14 protein-coding genes are annotated in these 19560 nt (G+C 71.9%); 11 read left to right on the top strand and 3 right to left on the bottom strand.

The genetic code is table 11. The annotated features are described in order from the left end of the window. The first annotated feature begins 111 nt into the window (after nucleotides 1-111). The 6 genes from HTZ82_RS07945 to HTZ82_RS32060 all read left to right on the top strand — a co-directional run bounded on the left by HTZ82_RS07945 (nucleotide 112) and on the right by HTZ82_RS32060 (nucleotide 8184). Nucleotides 112-1077: a 3-hydroxybutyryl-CoA dehydrogenase gene (locus HTZ82_RS07945; protein ID WP_302852215.1), complete on the top strand. Its 966-nt coding sequence runs from the start codon at nucleotides 112-114 to the stop codon at nucleotides 1075-1077. Nucleotides 1078-1125: 48 nt separating this feature from the next. Further along, nucleotides 1126-2337: an aminotransferase class I/II-fold pyridoxal phosphate-dependent enzyme gene (locus HTZ82_RS07950; protein WP_175408584.1), complete on the top strand. Its 1212-nt coding sequence runs from the start codon at nucleotides 1126-1128 to the stop codon at nucleotides 2335-2337. Next, nucleotides 2330-3610, top strand: coding sequence for an MFS transporter (locus HTZ82_RS07955; protein WP_254711701.1), 1281 nt, complete (start codon nucleotides 2330-2332; stop codon nucleotides 3608-3610). The genes HTZ82_RS07950 and HTZ82_RS07955 overlap by 8 nt, the downstream gene beginning before the upstream one ends. Nucleotides 3611-3620: 10 nt before the next feature. Continuing rightward, nucleotides 3621-5225: a carboxyl transferase domain-containing protein gene (locus tag HTZ82_RS07960; protein ID WP_175408585.1), complete on the top strand. Its 1605-nt coding sequence runs from the start codon at nucleotides 3621-3623 to the stop codon at nucleotides 5223-5225. Nucleotides 5226-5232: 7 nt separating this feature from the next. Further along, the gene (locus tag HTZ82_RS07965) at nucleotides 5233-7218 is read left to right on the top strand and encodes a biotin carboxylase N-terminal domain-containing protein (protein WP_175408586.1); all 1986 of its coding nucleotides are present in this window, start codon (nucleotides 5233-5235) and stop codon (nucleotides 7216-7218) included. A gap of 267 nt (nucleotides 7219-7485) precedes the next feature. After that, nucleotides 7486-8184 carry a hypothetical protein gene (locus HTZ82_RS32060; protein WP_254711702.1) on the top strand — a complete coding sequence of 233 codons (699 nt, stop codon included), beginning with the start codon at nucleotides 7486-7488 and terminating at the stop codon, nucleotides 8182-8184. Here HTZ82_RS32060 and HTZ82_RS07975 read toward each other — a convergent pair. Beyond that, on the bottom strand, nucleotides 8099-8503 hold the full coding sequence (locus tag HTZ82_RS07975) for a hypothetical protein (RefSeq protein WP_175408587.1): 405 nt from the start codon (nucleotides 8501-8503) through the stop codon (nucleotides 8099-8101). The two genes, HTZ82_RS32060 and HTZ82_RS07975, sit on opposite strands and share 86 nt — an antisense overlap. Before the next feature lie 87 nt (nucleotides 8504-8590). Next, complete coding sequence (locus HTZ82_RS07980; RefSeq protein WP_175408588.1) at nucleotides 8591-9025, bottom strand: MerR family transcriptional regulator; 435 nt, start codon at nucleotides 9023-9025, stop codon at nucleotides 8591-8593. Between the two features lie 181 nt (nucleotides 9026-9206). Between HTZ82_RS07980 and HTZ82_RS07985 the strand changes: the two genes are divergently transcribed. Beyond that, a complete protein-coding gene (locus HTZ82_RS07985; protein ID WP_175408589.1) occupies nucleotides 9207-9830 on the top strand; it encodes a DUF1326 domain-containing protein in 624 nt (207 codons plus the stop codon). Nucleotides 9831-9974: 144 nt separating this feature from the next. On the opposite strand, the gene HTZ82_RS07990 is transcribed toward HTZ82_RS07985, so the two are convergent. Beyond that, the gene (locus HTZ82_RS07990; RefSeq protein WP_175408590.1) at nucleotides 9975-10781 is read right to left on the bottom strand and encodes a DUF2182 domain-containing protein; all 807 of its coding nucleotides are present in this window, start codon (nucleotides 10779-10781) and stop codon (nucleotides 9975-9977) included. A gap of 195 nt (nucleotides 10782-10976) precedes the next feature. On the opposite strand from HTZ82_RS07990, the gene HTZ82_RS07995 reads away from it, so the two are divergent. From HTZ82_RS07995 to HTZ82_RS08010, 4 genes are all read left to right on the top strand, one after another. After that, nucleotides 10977-11453 (top strand): hypothetical protein, encoded by a 477-nt coding sequence (locus HTZ82_RS07995; RefSeq protein ID WP_254711703.1) that lies wholly within the window; start codon nucleotides 10977-10979, stop codon nucleotides 11451-11453. A 248-nt stretch (nucleotides 11454-11701) separates the two neighbouring features. After that, nucleotides 11702-12283 carry a hypothetical protein gene (locus HTZ82_RS08000; RefSeq protein WP_175408591.1) on the top strand — a complete coding sequence of 194 codons (582 nt, stop codon included), beginning with the start codon at nucleotides 11702-11704 and terminating at the stop codon, nucleotides 12281-12283. Nucleotides 12284-12483: 200 nt separating this feature from the next. Further along, the gene (locus tag HTZ82_RS08005; protein ID WP_175408592.1) at nucleotides 12484-14538 is read left to right on the top strand and encodes a flotillin family protein; all 2055 of its coding nucleotides are present in this window, start codon (nucleotides 12484-12486) and stop codon (nucleotides 14536-14538) included. A gap of 127 nt (nucleotides 14539-14665) precedes the next feature. Next, nucleotides 14666-19560: DNA repair ATPase (locus HTZ82_RS08010; protein WP_175408593.1), on the top strand; the 4895-nt coding region annotated here is incomplete at its 3' end.

Raw genomic sequence — 19560 nt, forward strand, 5'->3', positions numbered from 1 at the left:
GCAAATCTTTGCCGGTTGACAGGCGTTGACACCGGGAACCGCTTGCGGGTTTTCTCGATGCGCCGGGACGGGTTCAGGCCGTCCTGTCGAGAGAGAATCCGGAGATCGGCTTTGCGGGCGTTCACGAACATCGAGAAGTCATTCCTGGGACACGGCGTCTGGGGCGCCGCCCAGAGCGAGGACGCCGCCCGCGAAAATGCCGTACGACCGGACCCCACTGGCCGCCCGATCCGGCGCGTCGGCGTGGTCGGCTCGGGCACCATGGGCGCCGGCATCGTCGAGCTGTGCGCCCTGCGCGGCCTGGACGTCCGGCTCGCGGTCTCCCGGGAGTCCTCGCTGGTCTCCGCACCCCGCCGCCTCGCGGCGGCCCTGGACCGCGGGGTCGCCAAGGGCCGACTTTCCGAGAAGGAACGGGACGCGGCGCTGTCCAGGATCTCCGTCACCGCGGACCTGGCGGACCTGAGCGACCGCCAGCTCGTGATCGAGGCCGTCCCGGAGAACGAGGAGCTCAAGCTCGACCTGTTCACCGCGCTCGACAAGGTCGTGCACACGGACGCGGTGCTGGCCTCGACGACCTCGGCGATCACCATCACCCGGCTGGCGCGTGCCACGGCACACCCGAATCGGCTGATCGGGATGCACTTCTTCAACCCGGTCGTCTCGTTGCCTCTGGTGGAACTGGTCTCGACACTGCTCACCGACCCGGGTGTCCTCCGGCGCGCGGAGACCTTCGTCGCCGAGACGCTCGGCAAGGACCCGATCCCAGCCGGGGACCGCAGCGGTTTCGTGGTCAACGCACTGCTCGTCCCCTACCTGCTGTCGGCCGTCCGCATGGTCGAGTCGGGCTTCGCGTCGGTCGAGCACGTCGACCGCGGAATGGAACGCGGCTGCGCCCATCCCATGGGTCCCCTGCGGCTGTGCGATCTCATCGGTCTCGATGTCGTCGCGGCGGCCGCCGACTCCCTGTACGAGGAATTCAAGGAGCCTCTCTACGCTCCGCCGTCACTGCTCTCGCGCATGGTGGAATCCGGCCTCCTCGGTAGAAAGACCGGCCGCGGATTCTATGCGTACGCATAGCTCGCGGGACAGCACTCAGTCCAGCCCACGGATTTCAGGAGCACACGCGTGCATACGTATATGAACATCAAGAAGTCGGCGCGGATCAGCCACGACTTCTGGGAGACCACCACCAAGGCCGGCATGTTCGATATCGTCGCGGCCGGTCTGAGCGAGGGGCGCCACCGGTCGCTCGCCGACGGGCACGAGTTCGTCAACATGTCCTCGTACTCGTACCTCGGCCTGGACACCCACCCGAAGATCGTCCAGGGCGCGGTCGACGCCATGCTGGCGGAAGGCGCGCTCAACACCTCGACGTCCCGCATGCGGATACGTTTCGCCGCGCTGAAGGACGCCGAGGACGCCCTGTCGGAGCTGTTCGACGTGGAGGCCGTGACCGTGGCCTCCTGCGCCGCGGCGGCCTGGGCGAGCCTGCCCCTGCTCGCATCGGGCCTCCTCACCGGCGGCGAGCCGCCGCTGATGGTCTTCGACAAGAACGCGCACTTCTGCCTCAACGCGATGAAGCCGAACGTCGCCGACGAAGCCCCGCTCACCACCATCCGGCACAACGACATCGAGGCCCTCGAGGACCTCTGCAAGAAGCACCCCCGGGTCGCCTACATCGCCGATGGTGTGTACAGCACCGGCGGGAAGGCGCCGATCGAGGAGCTGCTCCGGCTCCAGGAGAAGTACGGCCTGTTCCTGTTCTTCGACGAGGCCCACGGCATCTCCACCGTCGGCGAGCGGGGCCGGGGCGCGGTCCTGGAGGCCATGGGCCGGATCAACGACCGGACTCTGATCATCACGTCCCTCAACAAGGGCTTCGGCGCCTCGGGCGGCGCGATCTTCCTCGGCCGCAAGGGTTCGCAGGACCGGCGCGACATCGCCCTGCGCAACGGCGGCCCGCTGATGTGGTCGCAGCGGATCAACACCGCAGGCCTCGGCGCCGTGCTGGCCTCGGTCGAGCTGCACCGCTCGGACGAGCTCCCGGCGCTCCAGCGCCGACTCCAGCGGAACGTCGACCTCTTCGACAGCCTGCTCCCGACCGGGCTGAGCGGCGACGGACTGCCGATCCGCTTCGTGGACATCGGCTCCGAGGACGCGACCGTCCGCCTGGCGCAGGCGCTGCTGGAGCGCGGCTATTACGCCTCTCCGATCTTCTTCCCCGTCATCGCCCGCGGAAAGGCCGGCCTGCGGCTGATGCTCCGCGCGAACATGAGCACTGCCGAGATCGAGGACTTCTGCCGGCAGCTCAAGGAACTGCGGGACCAGCATGTCTGAGGACCTGTCCAAGGGTGCGTCCCGGACGGCTGAGGCGCCGCCCGACGTGCCTGCTCCCAGGCCGGAGCGCCGCAGGCCGGAGCGCCGCACGATGGCCGTCGGCTGTCTGCTGGTGTTCATGGCACAGATGGCCACGACCATCTATCTGCCGTCCCTCCCGGCGGTCCAGCACGATCTGGGCATCTCCCGCAGCTTCGCCGCGCTGTCCGTGTCTCTCTTCGTCATCGGTGCCGCGGCGCCCGTGGTGCTGTGGGGGCGTGCGGCGGACCGGTACGGGCGCCGTGCCTCGGTGCTCGCCGCGCTCGCGCTGTTCGTCGCCTCCAGCGCCCTGCTGGCGGTGAACTCCTCCGCCGAGGCCCTGCTGGTCCTGCGCGCCGTGCAGGGCGTCGGCGCAGGCGGCGCGGCCATCATCGCCCGCATCTTCGTACGCGACCTCGGCGGCGGCGACGCGCTCGCCCGTCGGCTGTCGGTGCTGTCGATCGCCTTCGTCACCGCCCTGGGCGGCGGCCAGTTCCTCGGCGGCCTCATCGGCACATATGCCCACTGGCAGGCGGGTTTCGTCGTGCTGGCCGTGGTCGGAGCCGTCGGTGCGATCGGGGCGGCCACGCTGCCTCTGGACCCCGGTCAGGGGCGCGCCGAGCAGACGAACATGATCCGGATCTACCTCCGCATCCTGACCGTTCCGGCGTTCCTGCTGCCCACCGTCGCCGGCGGGCTCGGCTTCGCCACGATCGTCCTCCTCCAGGAGGTCGCGCCCTTCGTCTTCCAGGACCATTTCGACCTGAGTGTGGACGCGTACGGCAACATCGGGTTGCTGTTCGGGCTGGCGTACTTCGCGGGCGCGGTCATGGTGAACCGGCTCGTCGCCTCGGCCGGGTCGAGCCGGCTGATGCGGATCGGCGCCCTGATCATGACGGGCTCCGGCCTCCTGCTGGTCGCCTTGTGGCTGCTGCCGTCCGTACCGCTGCCGGCCGCGCTCGTGGTGTTCACCGCCCTGTACTGCGCCATCACCTTCGGGCAGGCGGCGCTGTTTCCCAGCAGCATGGCCGTCGCGGTGACCGCCGTGAAGGACCACGGCGCCTATGCCGTCGCACTGTGCGGGTTCCTGGCCCAGTCGATCGCCGGCGTGGTGGCGACGTTCGCGGCTCTGCTGCACGCCAACCTCGCCTGGGCTGGCGTCGCCGCCGCGCTCAGCGCCCTGGCCTACGCCCTCGTACGCCGTGACGCCTCCGTACAGCGCGCAGCGGCCGCTACCGACCGAAGCACGACCTGACCAGAGACCGATGACGATTCTTCGCTCCCACATCGACACCTCGTCAGAGGTGTTTCACCGCAATGCCGAAGCCTTCGAGCGCAAGCGGCAGATCATCGCCGAAGCGCGGGCGGCCGCCGTCGCCGGCGGGGACGCCCGAGCCCACCGCCGCCATGCCGAACGCGGCAAACTCACCGCACGCCGACGCGTCTTCCAGCTGCTCGACCTCGGCACCCCGTTCATGGAGATCGGGCAGCTGGTCGGCCACGATGTCTACGACGAGCCGGTCCCCTCGGCCGCGCTGATCACCGGAATCGGTGTGGTCGGCGGACGACCGGCCATGATCTTCGCCAACGACGCCACCGTGAAGGGTGGCACGTACTTCCCGCTCACGGTGCAGAAGCACCTGCGTGCCCAGAAGATCGCCCGCGAGAACGGCCTGCCCTGCGTCTACCTGGTCGACTCGGGCGGCATCTATCTACCGCTGCAGGAAGACCTGTTCCCCGACGAGTACCACCTGGGGCGCGTCTTCCGGAACATAGCCGAGCTGTCGGCGCTCGGACTGCCCCAGATCGCGGCCGTCATGGGCTCGTGCACCGCCGGAGGCGCGTACATCCCCGCGATGTGCGACGAGGCGGTCATCGTCCGGGGCAACGGCACCATCTTCCTCGGCGGGCCCCAGCTGGTCCGCGCGGCCACCGGTGAGGTGGTCGACGCGGAGACCCTCGGTGGCGCGGATCTGCACACGCGGGTCACCGGCGTCGCCGATCACCTGGCCGAGAACGACGAACACGCCCTGGAGCTGGTACGGGACATCGTGCGGCGCACCGGGCCCGGCACGGTGTCGCCGCCACCGCGGCCCCCCAGGCCACCTCTGTACGACCCGGCCGAGCTGCCCGGCATCCTGAGCGCCGATCTGCGCGAGCACATTCCGGCCCGCGAGATCCTTGCGCGGCTGCTCGACGGCAGCGAGTTCGCCGAGTACCGCGCCCGGTACGGCCCGACCCTCGTCTGCGGCACCGGCCACATCGGCGGCTACCCGGTCGGTGTGGTGATCAACGACGGTGTGCTCTTCCCGGAAAGCGCGCAGAAGGGCGCGAACTTCATCGAACTATGCGCCCAGCGCGACATCCCGCTGCTTTTCCTGCACAACATCAACGGTTTCATGGTCGGCGCCGAGTACGAGGCCGACGGCATCGCCAAGCACGGCGCGAAGCTCGTCAACGCCGTCTCGTGCGCCAAGGTGCCCAAGTTCAGCCTGGTGGTCGGCGGCAGCTTCGGGGCGGGCAACTTCGCCATGTGCGGTAGGTCGATGGGTCCCCGGCTGATGGCCATGTGGCCGAACGCCAAGTCCACCGCCGTCGGCGCGGAACAGACCGCGACGGTGATGGCGCTGATCCGCGGCGATCAGCTCGCCAAGGAGGGCAGGACCCTGTCCGCCGAGGAGGAGGAGTCGATCAGGCGCCCCATCATCGAGACGTACGAACGGCAGTCCCATCCGCTGTATTACGCCGCCAGGTTGTGGGTGGACGCCGTGGTGGACCCGACCGATACCCGTGAATGGCTGACGCTCTGTCTGGCGACCGCCGCGGACGCCCCCCAGCAGGAGACACGTTTCGGCGTGTTCAGGATGTGACGAAGACATGCTCAAACGCCTCTTGATCGCGAATCGCGGCGAAATCGCCCGCCGCATCGCCCGCACCTGCCGCCGCCTCGGCGTCGAGTACGTCACCGTGTACTCCGACGCCGACCGGTCGGCGCCCCACCTGGAGGGCGCCGTCGAGTCGGTGCGTGTCGGCCCGGCGGCCGCCGCCGACAGCTATCTGCACATCGAGTCGATCGTCGGCGCGGCGCTCCGGACGGGCTGCGACGCCGTCCACCCGGGCTACGGCTTCTTGTCCGAGAGTCACCGGTTCGCCTCGGCGGTCGCCGACGCCGGTCTGGTCTTCGTCGGCCCGGACGCCGCGCTGATCGCGGCCATGGGCGACAAGGCGACCGCCAGGGCCCTCATGGCCGAGGCGGGCGTCCCCGTCCTTCCCGGCTCCGAGGACGCCACCGAATCGGTCGACCGGCTCGTCGCCGACGCCCGCCGCATCGGCTACCCGGTGATCCTCAAGCCCGTGGCCGGCGGCGGTGGCAAGGGCATGCGGGTCGTCGATGACGAGGCCGACATGGCCGATGCCGTGGCCGAGGCCGTGCGCCTGGGCCGAGGCAACTTCGGCGACGGGCGCCTCCTGGCCGAGCGCTATGTGCCCCGCCCCCGCCACATCGAGGTCCAGGTGTTCGGCGACGCTCACGGAGCACTGGTCCATCTCTTCGAACGCGAGTGCTCGCTCCAGCGCCGCCACCAGAAGATCATCGAGGAGGCTCCCGCCGTCGGCCTGACCCCCGAGGTCCGTGCGGCGCTGCTCGAAACGGCCGTCCGGGGCGCCGAGGCCCTGGGATACGTCAACGCCGGAACCTTCGAGTTCATCCTCGACGCCGACGACCGGTTCTACTTCCTTGAGGCCAACACACGCCTCCAGGTCGAGCATCCGGTCACCGAGGAGATCACCGGTGTCGACCTCGTGGAATGGCAGCTGCGCGTGGCGGCCGGGGAGCGTCTCCCGCTCGCCCAGCACGAGATCACCGCCACCGGTCACGCCGTCGAGTGCCGCGTCTACGCCGAGGACCCGGACGCCGGGTTCCAGCCGGCACCCGGGCGGGCGGACGTGGTCGAGTGGCCCGCCGACGTACCCGACGTACGCGTGGAGGCCGCCTTCGACACGTACGGAGACGTCTCGGCCTTCTACGACCCCATGATCGCCAAGCTGATCGCCCGGGGCCCCGACCGGACGTCCGCCCTCCGCCGACTGGCCGACGCGGCGCGCACCACCTCGGTCGTCGGCCTGACCACCAACCTCGGCTTCGTCGGGGACCTGCTCCGTGACCCCCGCGTCGTCGCGGGACGCGTCGACACGCACCTCGTCGACACCTTCGTCGCCGAGACCCCGTCCCGCTCCTTGTCCGCTGCGGCCGCCGCATGCGCGGCGGCGATGGAGATCCCGCCTCCCGGCAACCCGTCCGCCTCGCCCTGGAGCGGCACTGTCGGGCCCCTCGACCGCCCGTCCCTGGATCCCGACGCACCCCTCGGCCGCCTCATCCTGCGCGACGGCGGCCACGAACTGGAGGCCCGCCTGACGGGCGCCCACGGCGGCACGGTGGACGTCCTGGTCCACGACAGCGCCTTCCGCGTCACCGTCTCCCACCGCGACGGACTGTTCCGGGGCAGGGTGGCCGACCGCGGTTGGGTCGGCCACCGCACCGCCGACCGCTTCGAACTGGTCATCGACGGCCACCGGACGGCGCTGACCACCAGGACCCACAGCGAAACCGACACCGACGCCGTCGACAACATCGTGCGCTCACCCATGCCCGGCACGGTCGTGGCCCTCTCCTGCGCGGTGGGCGACCGGGTCGAGCAGGGTGCGGTGCTCATGGTCGTCGAGGCCATGAAGATGGAGAACCGCATCCTCGCCCCACTCCCTGGGGTGATCGAGGAGATTCGGTGCACCCTGCACGGCACGGTCTCGGCCGACGAGATCCTCGCCGTACTGACCCCGGAGACCGTCCCCGCCCCGGACTCCTGACGGCCTCGGGCGGGTGGGGCGAGTGGCCGGGCTCGCCCAGGATCCCGCCGCAGCGGAGAGTCCTGGTGGCAGTTCTGGCGGGTCGCGATGGAGTGCGCCGGGGGCCGTCCGCGCCATAGGCTCTGGGCGCCCGGCCTGCCCCCGCCGGGCGGACGAGGGGGCGGGGGTGGATCATCCCTTCACGGTTTCGGGGCCGTCAGCGACACCGGTCCCACCGACTGGGCTGGCCGCGGAGGGATTGCTCGAACGGCAGCATCTCCAGGAGTGGTGATCGACAACCCGCGGATCCTCGGGGAGTCCGTGCTGCTGATCGCCGCGGAGTTCGACTGGTGGACGGACACGGACAGTGTTCCGGCGCGGGACCGGCTGGACGTCCTGGGGCTGGATGCCACGGGCCGCCTCGTGGTCGTCGAGCTGAAGCGCGGGACGGCCTACCGGGACGTCCACCACCAGGCGATCACGTACGCCGCGCTCATGTCCCGCTTCGGCCTCGACACCCTGGCCCAAGCCCACCGCGACTTCCTCGCCGGCAGAGGGCAGGCCCTCGACCTCGACGCGTGCAGGCAGCGCCTCCTCGAGCACGTCGACGGGGACTGGAGCCCGGAGCTGCTCCAGCGACCACGGCAGGTGATCATCGCCGCCGACTTCCCCAAGCAGGTCACCCACACCGTGGTGTGGCTGTCGGAGATGAATCTCGACACCGACCTCGTCCAGGTCGGCTGTGGAGGGTCGAAGGGACCCTCGTCGCCAGGCTTCACCGGCGAGTACCGCCAGTACACGGGACAGGCGAGAGTACACGGGACAGGCGAGGAGCGGCCCCTGACACCGGCGGCGATGCGTCCGCAGCAGTTGGACCGCAGGCGGCGGCGCCTGCCGAACCTCATTCCGAGGTGCCTCGCCCGTCCCGTCGAGCGAAGGCGATCGCGGCGGAGACGGCGGCGGTCGCGCCGAGGGTGCCCAGCATGACCATCGCCACGCCCACCATGAAGAGGCCGCTCGCGTCGTCCGACCAGTCGTAGTAAGCAGCCACGGTCAAGCCCGTCGTGGTGCCGAGGACCGCGCCCGCGACGTGGCGCCGGGACGCCGCCCAGTACACCGGTGCCAGCAGAGTCAGCACCAGCCCGATCACCTGCCACGCCTCGTACGGGCCGGTCGTCGTGTCGTCGGGTTGCACGTCGCGGTGCTGGTCCCAGCCCAGCCAGGCGGCCCACGCCGCCAGCGCGGCGACAGCCGGCACGAGGAACGGCATCAGCGGGCGAAGGGGTTTCAGGAGTCCTTGGCGCATGGCCCGAGCGTTCCGGCTCGCACCGTCAGCGACCAGAGCTCGTGTACTCAGCTCTGTCCGAGTACTCCGAGTACATGGGCGTGGGCGTCAGGCCGGCTGGTGGGTGGGTGGGTGGGTGGGTGGGTGGATGTCCGACTGGAGGCGGCGGAGGGTGGTGGCGAAGTCTTCGGCCATGGCGAGGCGGGCGCGGAGAGCTTCGCAGCGGGCTTCGGCGACCTTGCGGAACGCGTCGAGGCGTTCTCGGAGGCGGGCGGTCTCGGGACCGGCGGGTGCGTTCTCGGTGGCGGTGAGGCGGTCGGTGATCTGGAGGAGGTCGCGCATCTCGTCGAGGGAGAAGTCCAGGGGCTTCATGCGGCGGATCACCATGAGGCGTTCGACGTCGGCCTCCGTGTAGAGGCGGAAGCCGCCCTTGCTGCGCGCCGACGGGGTCACCAGGCCCACGTCCTCGTAATGGCGGATCGTGCGCAGCGACAGGCCGGTCCGCTCGGCGACCTCGCCGATCCGCATGTGCCGCTCGCTCATCGCGCGCCTTCTCCTCTGCTGTCCGGCGGTTTCGAAATCCGTCGTACCCGCCGCAATGATGCCCCACCGGCGGGCGGCGGGCGGCGGTCGTTCCCGGTCGCGCAGGTGCGCCCGAAGACGCCTAGCGTGGAGGTATAGGCAGTACGCAGGCAGTACAGAGAGGTGTGAGGGGTGAACCGTCATGACGTGGAGCATCTCCGGCAATTACCTGGCCGGTTGCTCATGCGCGATTCTCTGCGGGTGCGCCGTCGACGCGAAGCCGCGTGACGCGCAGGGCACCGAGCGGTGCCTGGGCGTGAACGTCTTCCACGTGGCCGACGGCCGCCTGGACGACGTCGATCTGTCAGGGGTCGACTTCGCGCTGTACAACCAGTTCCCGTCCAACCTGACGTCCGGCAACTGGAAGGTGGGCGTCGTCGTCGACGAGGGCGCGACGGACGAGCAGGCCTCGGCCCTGGAGCGCATCCTCTCCGGTGACGAGGGCGGCCCCTTCGGTCAGCTGTCCCAGTTCTACGGCGAGTACCTCGGCATGGAGCGCGCGCCCGTCTCCCTGTCGGACGGCGACGCGCCCAAGCTGTCCGTCGGCGGCAGGACCGAGATCTCGTACGAGGGCCTCACCGGGCCCGACGGCGGACCCACGACGATCAAGAACGCGACGTTCGGGTTCGCCCCCGAGTACGCGATCGGAACGGCGTCCGGCCAGTCCCAGGCGTTCGGTCTTTCCTTCGACGCCGTCTACGGGGAGAAGGGCGACTTCGCCTTCAACAGTGAGCAGGCGGAAGGCGCTCCCACCGGGCGCGGCTGAGATGCCTGGGTTTCCTGGAGCTGCTTCCTGAGGCTGCTTGGGGCTCCTTGGGCCTCTCGGCGGCCGGACCCGGATCCAACGGCGGGGCGTGCTTCTCCTGGCGTCCCGCCCCTTACGTACGCCAGCACGTTACGTACGTCAGCGTCACATTCCCGCGTGCTCCGCGCTCAGGCCCGGCAGCATCCAGTCCTGGAACACGGCCAGCACCCCGAGCACCAGGAACGCCACGCCCACCGCGCGGCCCAGCCACGGGCCCCAGCGCCACAGCTTCTCCAGGAAGATCACCGCCGCGAGCACGGCCATGGCCGCCAGGTTCATCATGCCCAGCGGTACGAGGACGATCATCAGGCCCCAGCAGCAGCCCACGCAGTACAGCCCGTGGTTCACGCCCACGCGCAGGTCCCTGGCCGGTGGCCGGTAGCCCGAGTAGTGCATGAGGTGTCCCAGCGGGTCGCGGCAGTGCCGCAGGCACACCCGCTTCAGCGGCCCGAGCTGGTACAGGCCCGCCAGCGCGAAAGCGCCCGCCCCGAGCCACCTGGCCGCGTCCGGGTCCCGGTCCACCAGCCAGCCGGACGCCGCCAGCAGCCCGTACGCGACCAGCCCGAACGCCGTCCACGCCACCAGGTACCCGCCCGCGAACTCGGCCGTCCGCGCCGCCCGTACCGCCCCGCTCGACTGCCGTCCGATGGCCCGCGCCCATGTGATCGCGACCGGCGCGACCGACGGGAACATCATCGCCACCATCATCACGAGCCACAGCAGCAGGAACAGCGGAAGCGCCAGGCCCATCGTGCCCGGCTCCACGTGCCCCATGCCGCGCGCCTGGGCGACCGTGAGGACCCAGGCCAGCACCGCGAGCAGGGTCATCAGCGCCCAGCCCGTGGCGATGTCGCGGCGCCGCAGCCACGACGACGGCCCCGTACCGCTCCGTACGGCCGGCGTGCTGCCCATGTCTCCAGGACAGCACGCGGCCACCGGCGCCGCGACCCAGTCGGCGCCGCGACCCCGTCGGCGCACGGTCCCGTTCACGCGGTCCCGTTCGCCCGGTCCCGTTCACCCGTGCGGACGCCCCGCGTCGCCGCGTCGCGCCCGTCGCCGCAGGCTGCTGCGTACGACGCCGACGACGCACCGGCAGAGGGAGCGGCCATGAGCGACACCACGGGTCACGGTCACGGGCACGACCGGGCGCCCGGGCATGCCCACGCGCACCACGAGGGCGGCCCGCCGCCGGTCGCCGCGGGCGACGGCTGGGCGTCCGCCGGGGCGATGTTCGCCGGGGTGCTGCTCCTGGTGCTGGGCGTGATCGACATGCTCCAGGGCATCGCCGGGATCGCCGAGGACAACGTGTACGGGGTGCTGGGGCAGTACGTCTTCGAGTTCAGCGTCATGGCCTGGGGCTGGATCCACCTGGTGCTCGGGCTGCTGCTCGCGGTCGTCGGCTGGGGCATCCTGCGCGCCGCCTCGTGGGCGAAGGCGGTCGGCGTGGCGCTGGCCTCGCTCGCGGTCATCGCCAACTTCATCTGGCTGCCGTACCAGCCGGTCTGGGGCATCGTCTCCATCGGCATCGGGGTCTTCGTGATCTGGGCGCTGTGCACGGCGGAGACGCCGCCCGCCCTGCACTGAGCGAGGCGCCCGTTCGTTGATGACCCGTCAGTAGCGGGGCTCCGGAGCTCGGCATCAAGGCACCGTAAAGATTGCCGGAATCCGGCAATGCGAGACCCTTGTATCCCCTGTCAGGATGCGTACTACGGAAACGGGGGCAACCGAACCGGTGCCGGGATACGGCAGACCGTACCCGGCACCGGACACGGTGACCCGTACCCGGTCATGCCTCGCACCAAGGGGCCGCAGGGGTCGAAGGGGGAAGTGGAATGCGCGAGTTCTACGCCGCGGCGATCGGCTTCCCGACCCTCTTCTTCACCGCGGCGCTCGTCATCGTCGTCGGGTTCTGGCTGCTGGCGCTGTTCGGCGCCGCCGGCACGGACAGTTTCGACGCGGACGTCCCGCTCGGTGCCGTCGGTCTCGGCGGCGTGCCGGCCACGGTCGCCGTGTCGGCGGTGACCCTCACCGGGTGGTTCACCAGCCTCGCCGGGTCGGTCGCGATCGGCCGGCTCACCGGGCCCGGGCTCGTACGGACCCTGCTGTCCGTGGCGCTGCTCGGGGCCGCCCTGCTGGTGGCCCACCAGGTGACGCGGCGGCTCGTCAGAGCCTGGCGGCGCCTGCGGCCGCATGAACCCGCCCCGTCCCGGCTGGACTTCGTCGGACGGACCTGCACCATCCGCACCGGGCGGGTGGACGACGGGTTCGGCCAGGCCGAGGTCGCGGCGCAGGACGGTTCCACGGCCGTCGTACAGGTACGGCAACTGGGCGGTGAGCAGCCGCTGACGCGCGGCGCCACCGGGCTGCTGTACGCGTACGACGACGACGGCGGGTTCTTCTGGGTCGCCCCGTAGCAGCCCGTAGCACCGCTGTCCCGTAGCACCGCTGTCCCGCAGCACCGCTGTCCCGTAGCAGCCGGCCCCGTAGCAGTCCCGCAGCCGCTGTGGCTGCTCTCCGCCCCTGAAACCGGCTTCAACGCCCCACATACACGCCCGCGTGCGCCGCGCCCGCGCGCCTCCGCCCGCGCCCCGCGCGCCTCACCGCAAGGATTCCCATGGATGCCATCACCTGGGGCATCGGTGTGCTCATCGCCGTTGTCCTGCTCATCGTCGTCGCGACACTGCTCGTCATCACCCGGCTGTTCCGGAAGGTGCCGCAGGGCCAGGCCCTGATCGTGTCGAAGATGCGCAAGGTCGATGTGACCTTCACCGGCCAGGTCGTGCTGCCCGTGCTGCACAAGGCCGAGGTCATGGACATCTCGCTGAAGACCATCGAGATCGGCCGCACCGGCCGCGAGGGCCTGATCTGCCGCGACAACCTGCGCGCCGACATCCGCATCTCGTTCTACATCCGCGTCAACAAGACCGTCGAGGACGTCCTGAAGGTCGCCCAGGCCATCGGCACGGCGCACGCCAGCGACATCCAGATGCTCCAGAAGACCTTCGCGCCGAAGTTCTCCGAGGCGCTCAAGACGGTCGGCAAGCAGATGGACTTCTCCGACCTCTACGACCAGCGGCAGGAGCTGCGGGACCGGATCATCGCCGTCATCGGCACCGACCTCAACGGCTACAGCCTGGAGGACGTGGCGATCGACTACCTGGAGCAGACCCCGCTCAACCAGCTCGACGCGAGCAACATCCTCGACGCCCAGGGCATCCGGAAGATCACCGAGCTGACCGCGACCGAACACGTCCGCACGAACGAGTTCCGGCAGCACGAGCAGAAGGAGATCACGCGGCAGAACGTCGACGCCCGCGAGGCCATCCTGGAGCTGGAGCGCCGGCAGGCCGACGCCGAGATCAAGCAGAAGCGCGAGATCGAGACCGTACGGGCCCGTGAGGAGGCCGAGACGGCGCGCGTCGTCGAGGAGGAGCGGCTGCGGGCGCAGAGCGCCTTCCTCCGCACCGAGGAGCAGCTCGGGGTGCAGCGCGAGAACCAGGCCCGGGAGATCGCGGTCGCCGAGAAGAACCGCGAGCGGGTCATCGCCATCGAGAACGAGCGCATCGAGAAGGACCGCCAGCTGGAGGCCATCGCCCGTGAGCGCGAGACGTCGCTGACGAGGATCTCCGCCGAGAAGGAGGTCGAGGCGGAGCGCCGCGACATCGCGGAGGTCATCCGCGAGCGGGTCGCCGTGGACCGTACGGTCGCGGAGCAGGAGGAGTCGATCAAGCGGCTGCGCGCCGTCGAGGAGGCGGAGCGGCAGCGGCAGGCGGTCGTCATCGCCGCCGAGGCGGAGGCGCAGGAGAGGCTGGTCAAGGACATCAAGGCCGCGGAGGCCGCCGAGCAGGCCGCCACGCACCGCGCCGCCGAGGAGCTGACGCTGGCCGAGGCCCGGCTGAAGGCCGCCGACCTCGACGCGCAGGCCAAGCTGCGGCTCGCGGAGGGTGTCCAGGCGGAGACGGCCGCCGAGGGGCTGGCGGCGGTGCGGGTGCGCGAGGCCGAGGCGGACGTCATCGAGAAGGCGGGCCTCGCGGAGGCGCAGGCCGCCGAGGCGCGGCTCAAGGCGGAGGCCGAGGGCGCGAGGGCGCGGGCGCTCGCGGAGGCCGAGGGGATCGCGGAGCGGCTCAAGGCCGAGGCGCAGGGCATCAACGAGAAGGCCGCGGCCATGGCCGCCCTGGACGAGGCGTCGCGCGGGCACGAGGAGTACCGGCTGCGCCTGGAGGCGGAGAAGGACATCCGGCTCGCCGGCCTCGACGCCCAGCGGCAGATCGCGGAGGCGCAGGCCACGGTGCTCGCCACCGGTCTGGAGAACGCCGACATCAACATCGTCGGCGGGGAGTCGGCCTTCTTCGACCGGATCGTGGGGGCGATGTCGCTCGGCAAGAGCGTGGACGGGTTCATGGACCAGTCGAAGACCGCGCGGACGCTGGCCGGGCCGTGGCTGGACGGGTCCGCGGACTTCACGAAGGACGTGACCCGGGTGCTCGGCTCGCTGTCCACGGGCGATGTGCAGAACATGACCGTGTCGGCGCTGCTGATGAAGCTGATGGGTCAGGCGGGTGGCGTCGAGAGCAGCCCCGAGCTGCGGAAGCTGCTGGACGCCGCCGACCGGCTGGGGCTTTCGGAGACGCCCCTGGCCGCACTGAACGGTACGCCGGCGAAGGTCTGAGACCCCTGGGGTCCGGGATCCCTGAGGTCTGGGATCGCCATTTCGTCTGAGGCGTACGGGCCCGGAGCTGCCGTCACGGGGGGCAGCAGCTCCGGGCCGACTTTTCGATATGAGGGGACCAGCGAGGATGAGCAGCACCCACACCACCTTCGACGCCGCGTCGTTCGACGTCCTCCGTGAGCGGCTCGCCGCCCAGGGCGCCGAACTCGCCCGCCGCGCCGAGGCGCTGAACGCGCGGCGCGTGGAGGTGTTCGGGGCCGGGGAGCTGCGGCTGGCCGGGACGGAGCGGCTGCGGACGGCGGGTCCGGCGGTGGCGCGGGACGTCGTGGCCGTCGGGGACGCCCTGCTGTTCGGCTGCAACGGGGCGGGCGCGTCAGGCGCCGGGGCGAGCGGGGCTGGGGCGACCGGGGCTGGGGCGACCGGGGCTGGGGCGACCGGGTCGGGGGCGACCGGGTCGGGGGACGTCGAGGTCGGGGACGTTTTCGCGCTGCACGCGCGCGAGGGCCTGGAGGCGCTGCCGTACGACGCGGTGCCGGGCCTGCTGGACGACCCCGCCTTCGTACGGGAATTCACGGCGCTGTACCGGTACTACCGCGGCTCGCGGCTGCTTCAGCTGCGGCTGGTGGACGGCAAACTGCTGGCGGTGTTCCGTACGGGGGACACGGCCGCCGACATCCGGGTGCTGCGGTGGCGGGTGGGCGCCGACGGGTCCGTCGCGTTCCTCGACGCGCGCGGTGAGCGGGACCATGTGCTGCCGGCCGCGCAGGACGTGACGTGGACGGTGACGTCCCGCGAGGACCACACGGCCGTCGACGGCACCCCGTACGTGCGCGTGCCGGGTGACGTGGAGCTGCTCGTCGGGACGACGGGCGGGACGCTGACGGTGCGGGGCGCGGAGGGCACGGCGTACACGGAGCCGGTGGCCGAGCCGCTGCAGTCGCTCGCGGACGCGGACGTCGCCTACGCGCGCGTGGGCACCCTCGTACTGCTGAAGGTCCGGCCGTACAAGGAGGACGCGGACCGGTATCTGGTGTTCCACTCCCCCACCCGGCGTGTGGCACGGCTCGACGGCATCGGGCAGGCCTGCCGCCGCCTCCCCGACGACCAGGGCGTCGTCTTCCCCGGCGGGTACTGCCTGGCGACGGGTGCGCACAAGACGTTCGACCTGGACACCGATGGCCTGGAGTTCGAGCGGGCCGTCGTGTCCCCGAACGGCGAGGACGTGCTGTACGCGTTCCACGCGCGCGTGGACGGGCGGACGCTGCTCCTGCCGTACAACAGGATCCGCGCGTCCGTCGCCACGCCGGTCGCCGGGCACGGGTACGCGCTGTTCGACGACGGCACGCTGCACGTGCTGCGCGAGAGCCCGGACGGGGAGCCCGCGCGCGTACACCCGGTGCAGGTGTGGCACACGCCGTACGTCTCCGACACGTACGCGGCCGCGCAGCCCGTCGGCACGGGGCCTCTGGAGCGGATCGGCAACCCCGACCTCGTACGCGGCGTGTCCGACTGCCTGACGCTCGCCGCGACGGCGGCGGACCTGCCGGAGGCGGCGACGGGCGAGGCGTACGAGGAGCTGCTCGCCGGGTGCGTGCGCGCGCTGGACACGTACCACTGGCTGGCGGACCCGGAGGCCGGCGGCGGGGTCCTGGAGCCGCTGACGGGCATGCGGGACACGGTGCGGCAGGTGCTGGCCGAGTTCGCGACCGTACGGGAGCTGCGGCGTGAGGCCGCCGATGCGCTGGCCGAGGCCGCCGCGCGGGTCGCGACGCTCGTGCGGCGCACGCGCGGGGAGGCGCCGCGCACCGCGCCCGGCTGGGTGGAGCGGCTCACCGAACTGCGGCGCGCCCAGGGGCGGCTGACGACCCTGAAGGAGATGCGGTACGCGGACGTCGAGCGGATCGACGAGCTGGCCGCCGACGTGGACGGCGACCTGGCCGCGTTCGGCGGGCGGGCCGTGGAGTTCCTCGCGCGGGACGACGCGTTCGCCTCGTACGACGAGGAGGTGGCGGTTCTCACGGTGGAGGCCGAGGCCATCGCGACGGCCGCCGGGGCGGAGCCGCTGGCCGCGCGGATCGACGCGCAGACGGAGGGCCTGCGCACGGTCACGGAGGTCGTGACGGGCCTCGACATCGGTGACGCGACCGTACGGACGGCCATCCTGGAGCGGATCTCCGCCGTCCTCGGCGGCGTGAACCGGGCGCGGGCCACGCTGGACGCGCGGCGCAGGGAGCTGGCGGCGGGCGAGTCGCGCGCGGAGTTCGCGGCCGAGACGGCGCTGCTCGGGCAGGCCGTGACGGGCGCGCTGGCCGCCGCGGACACACCCGAGGCGTGCGACGACCAGCTGGCGGGGCTGCTGCTGCGCCTGGAGAACCTGGAGGCGCGGTTCGGCGCGTCCGACGACGCGCTGTCGCTGCTGGCCGGGAAGCGCGACGAGGTGTACGAGGCGTTCGCGGCGCGCAAGCAGACCCTGCAGGACGAGCGGGCCCGGCACGCGGAGCGGCTGGCGTCGTCGGCCGCCCGGGTCCTGGACACGGTGACGCGGCGGCTGGCCTCGCTCGCGGACACGGACGAGATCAACACGTACTTCGCGTCGGACCCGCTGGTCGCCAAGGTGCGCCGCAGCGCCGACGAGCTGCGCGAACTGGGCGACCTGGTACGGGCGGAGGAGCTGGAGGGGCGGATCGCGGCCGCCCGGCAGGAGGCGGCGCGTGCCCTGCGCGACCGCACCGACCTGTACGCGGACGGGGGCGCGGCGATCCGGCTGGGCCGGCACCGGTTCGCGGTGAACACGCAGCCGCTGGACCTGACGCTCGTGCCGCACGGCGACGACGGGCTCGCGTTCGCCGTGACGGGCACGGACTACCGGGCGCCGGTGACGGACGCGGACGAGGGCTTCGCGGAGACCCGGGCGTTCTGGGGGCAGAGCCTGCCGTCGGAGAACGCCGACGTGTACCGGGGCGAGTTCCTGGCGGCCCGGCTGCTGGCCGAGCACGGCGCGGACGCGCTGTCGGCGCTCGACGGGCCGGGCCTGGAGGCGCTGGTGCGGGAGGCGGCGGAAAGCGCTTACGACGAGGGATACGAGCACGGCGTCCACGACCGGGACGCGGCCCTGATCCTGGGCGCGCTGCTGCGCCTTCACGCGGGCGCCGGGCTGCTGCGGTACCCGGCACGCGCGCGTGCGGCGGCGCAGGAGTTCTGGGCGTACGGCGCGGACGCGGCGGCCCGGGACGAGTGGACGGTGCGGGCCCGGTCCCTGGTACGCGCGCGTGCCGCGTTCGGCGCGGCGGTCACGGCGGCGGGCCTGGACGGGCTGCGGGCCGAGCTGTGCGGGGCGGTGGGTGACGAGCAGGCCGCCGCGTACCTCGTCGAGGAGCTCGCGGCGGCGCCGGACGGATTCGTGACGGGCGCCGCGGCGCGCACGCTCGTGGACAAGTTCCGCAGCGCGGTGGACACGGCCGCGTACGGCGACGACCTGGCGGGCGTCGTCTCGCTCGACGCGCGGCGCCTGCTGATCGAGTCGTGGCTGTCCGCGTACGCCGCGGCGAGCGGCCTCGGCACGGCGCCCGGCGACCTCGCGGAGGCCGTCGCGATCGAACTGTGCCCGGGGCTGCCGCGGTACGACCTGGAGGCGCCGCTGACGGAGACCGTGGACGGCCTGCTGGGCACGCATCCGCGAATCGCCGCGCGGACCCTGGAGGTCCGCCTGGACGACCTCCTCGCGCGCGTGGACCACTTCACGCGGCACACCGCGCCCGCGTTCCGCGCCTACCAGCGGCGGCGGGCCGCGCTGGTGGCGGCCGAGCGGGAGCGGCTGGACCTGGACGCGTACCGGCCGCGCGCGATGGCGTCGTTCGTACGGGGCCGGCTGGTCGACGAGGTGTACCTGCCGCTGGTCGGGGACAGCCTGAACAAGCAGATGGGCCCGGGCAGCCACGGCCTGCTGCTTCTCATCTCGCCGCCGGGCTACGGCAAGACGACGCTCATGGAGTACGTCGCGGAACGGCTCGGCATGCTGCTGGTGAAGGTGGACGGCCCGGCGCTGGGCCACGAGGTGACGTCCCTCGACCCGGCCGAGGCGCCGAACTCGGCCGCGCGCCGCGAGCTGGAGAAGGTCCGGTTCGCGCTGGCGGCCGGCAACAACGTGCTGCTGCACCTGGACGACATCCAGCACACGTCGCCGGAGCTGCTGCAGAAGTTCATCCCGCTGTGCGACGCGACGCGCACGCTGAACGGGCACGACCTGCGCGGCAAGCGGTTCGCGGTGTGCATGACCGCCAACCCGTACACGGAGTCGGGCAGCCGCTTCCGTATCCCGGACATGCTCGCGAACCGGGCCGACGTGTGGAACCTGGGCGACGTGCTGACCGGCAAGGAGGAGGCCTTCGCGCTGAGCTTCGTCGAGAACGCGCTGACCGCGAACCCCGCACTGGCGCCGCTGGCCGGCCGGGACCCGGCGGACCTCGACGTGCTGGTCCGGCTCGCCGCGGGCGACCCGACGGCGAGCGCCGACCGGCTCGGCCACGCGTACGCGGCGTCCGAGCTGGACGGGGTGCTGGCGGTGCTGCGCCATGTGCTGGCGGCGCGGCGCACGGTCCTGGCCGTGAACGCGGCGTACATCGCGTCGGCGGCGCAGTCGGACGACGCCCGCACCGAGCCCCGGTTCCAGCTCCAGGGCTCGTACCGCGACATGAACAAGATCGTCGCGCGGATCCGGCCGGTCATGAACGAGGCCGAGGTGGCGGCGCTCGTACGGGACCACTACGTGGCGGAGGCCCAGACGCTGACGACCGGGGCCGAGGCGAACCTGCTGAAGCTGGCCGAGCTCCAGGGCACCCTGACCGGCGGGCAGGCCGCACGCTGGGCCGAGCTGAAGGCCGCGCACACCCGGGCGCGGGTGCTCGGCGGGGCGGAGGACGACCCGGTGACGCGGGCGGTCGCCGCGCTGGGGCTGCTGGCGGACCGGATCGCCGCGATCGAGTCCGCGATCACCCGCGCCACCGACCCGCGGACGGCCCTCGC

It is taken from the genome of Streptomyces sp. TRM64462 (genome assembly GCF_013362995.1).
Classification (GTDB): Bacteria; Actinomycetota; Actinomycetes; order Streptomycetales; family Streptomycetaceae; genus Streptomyces.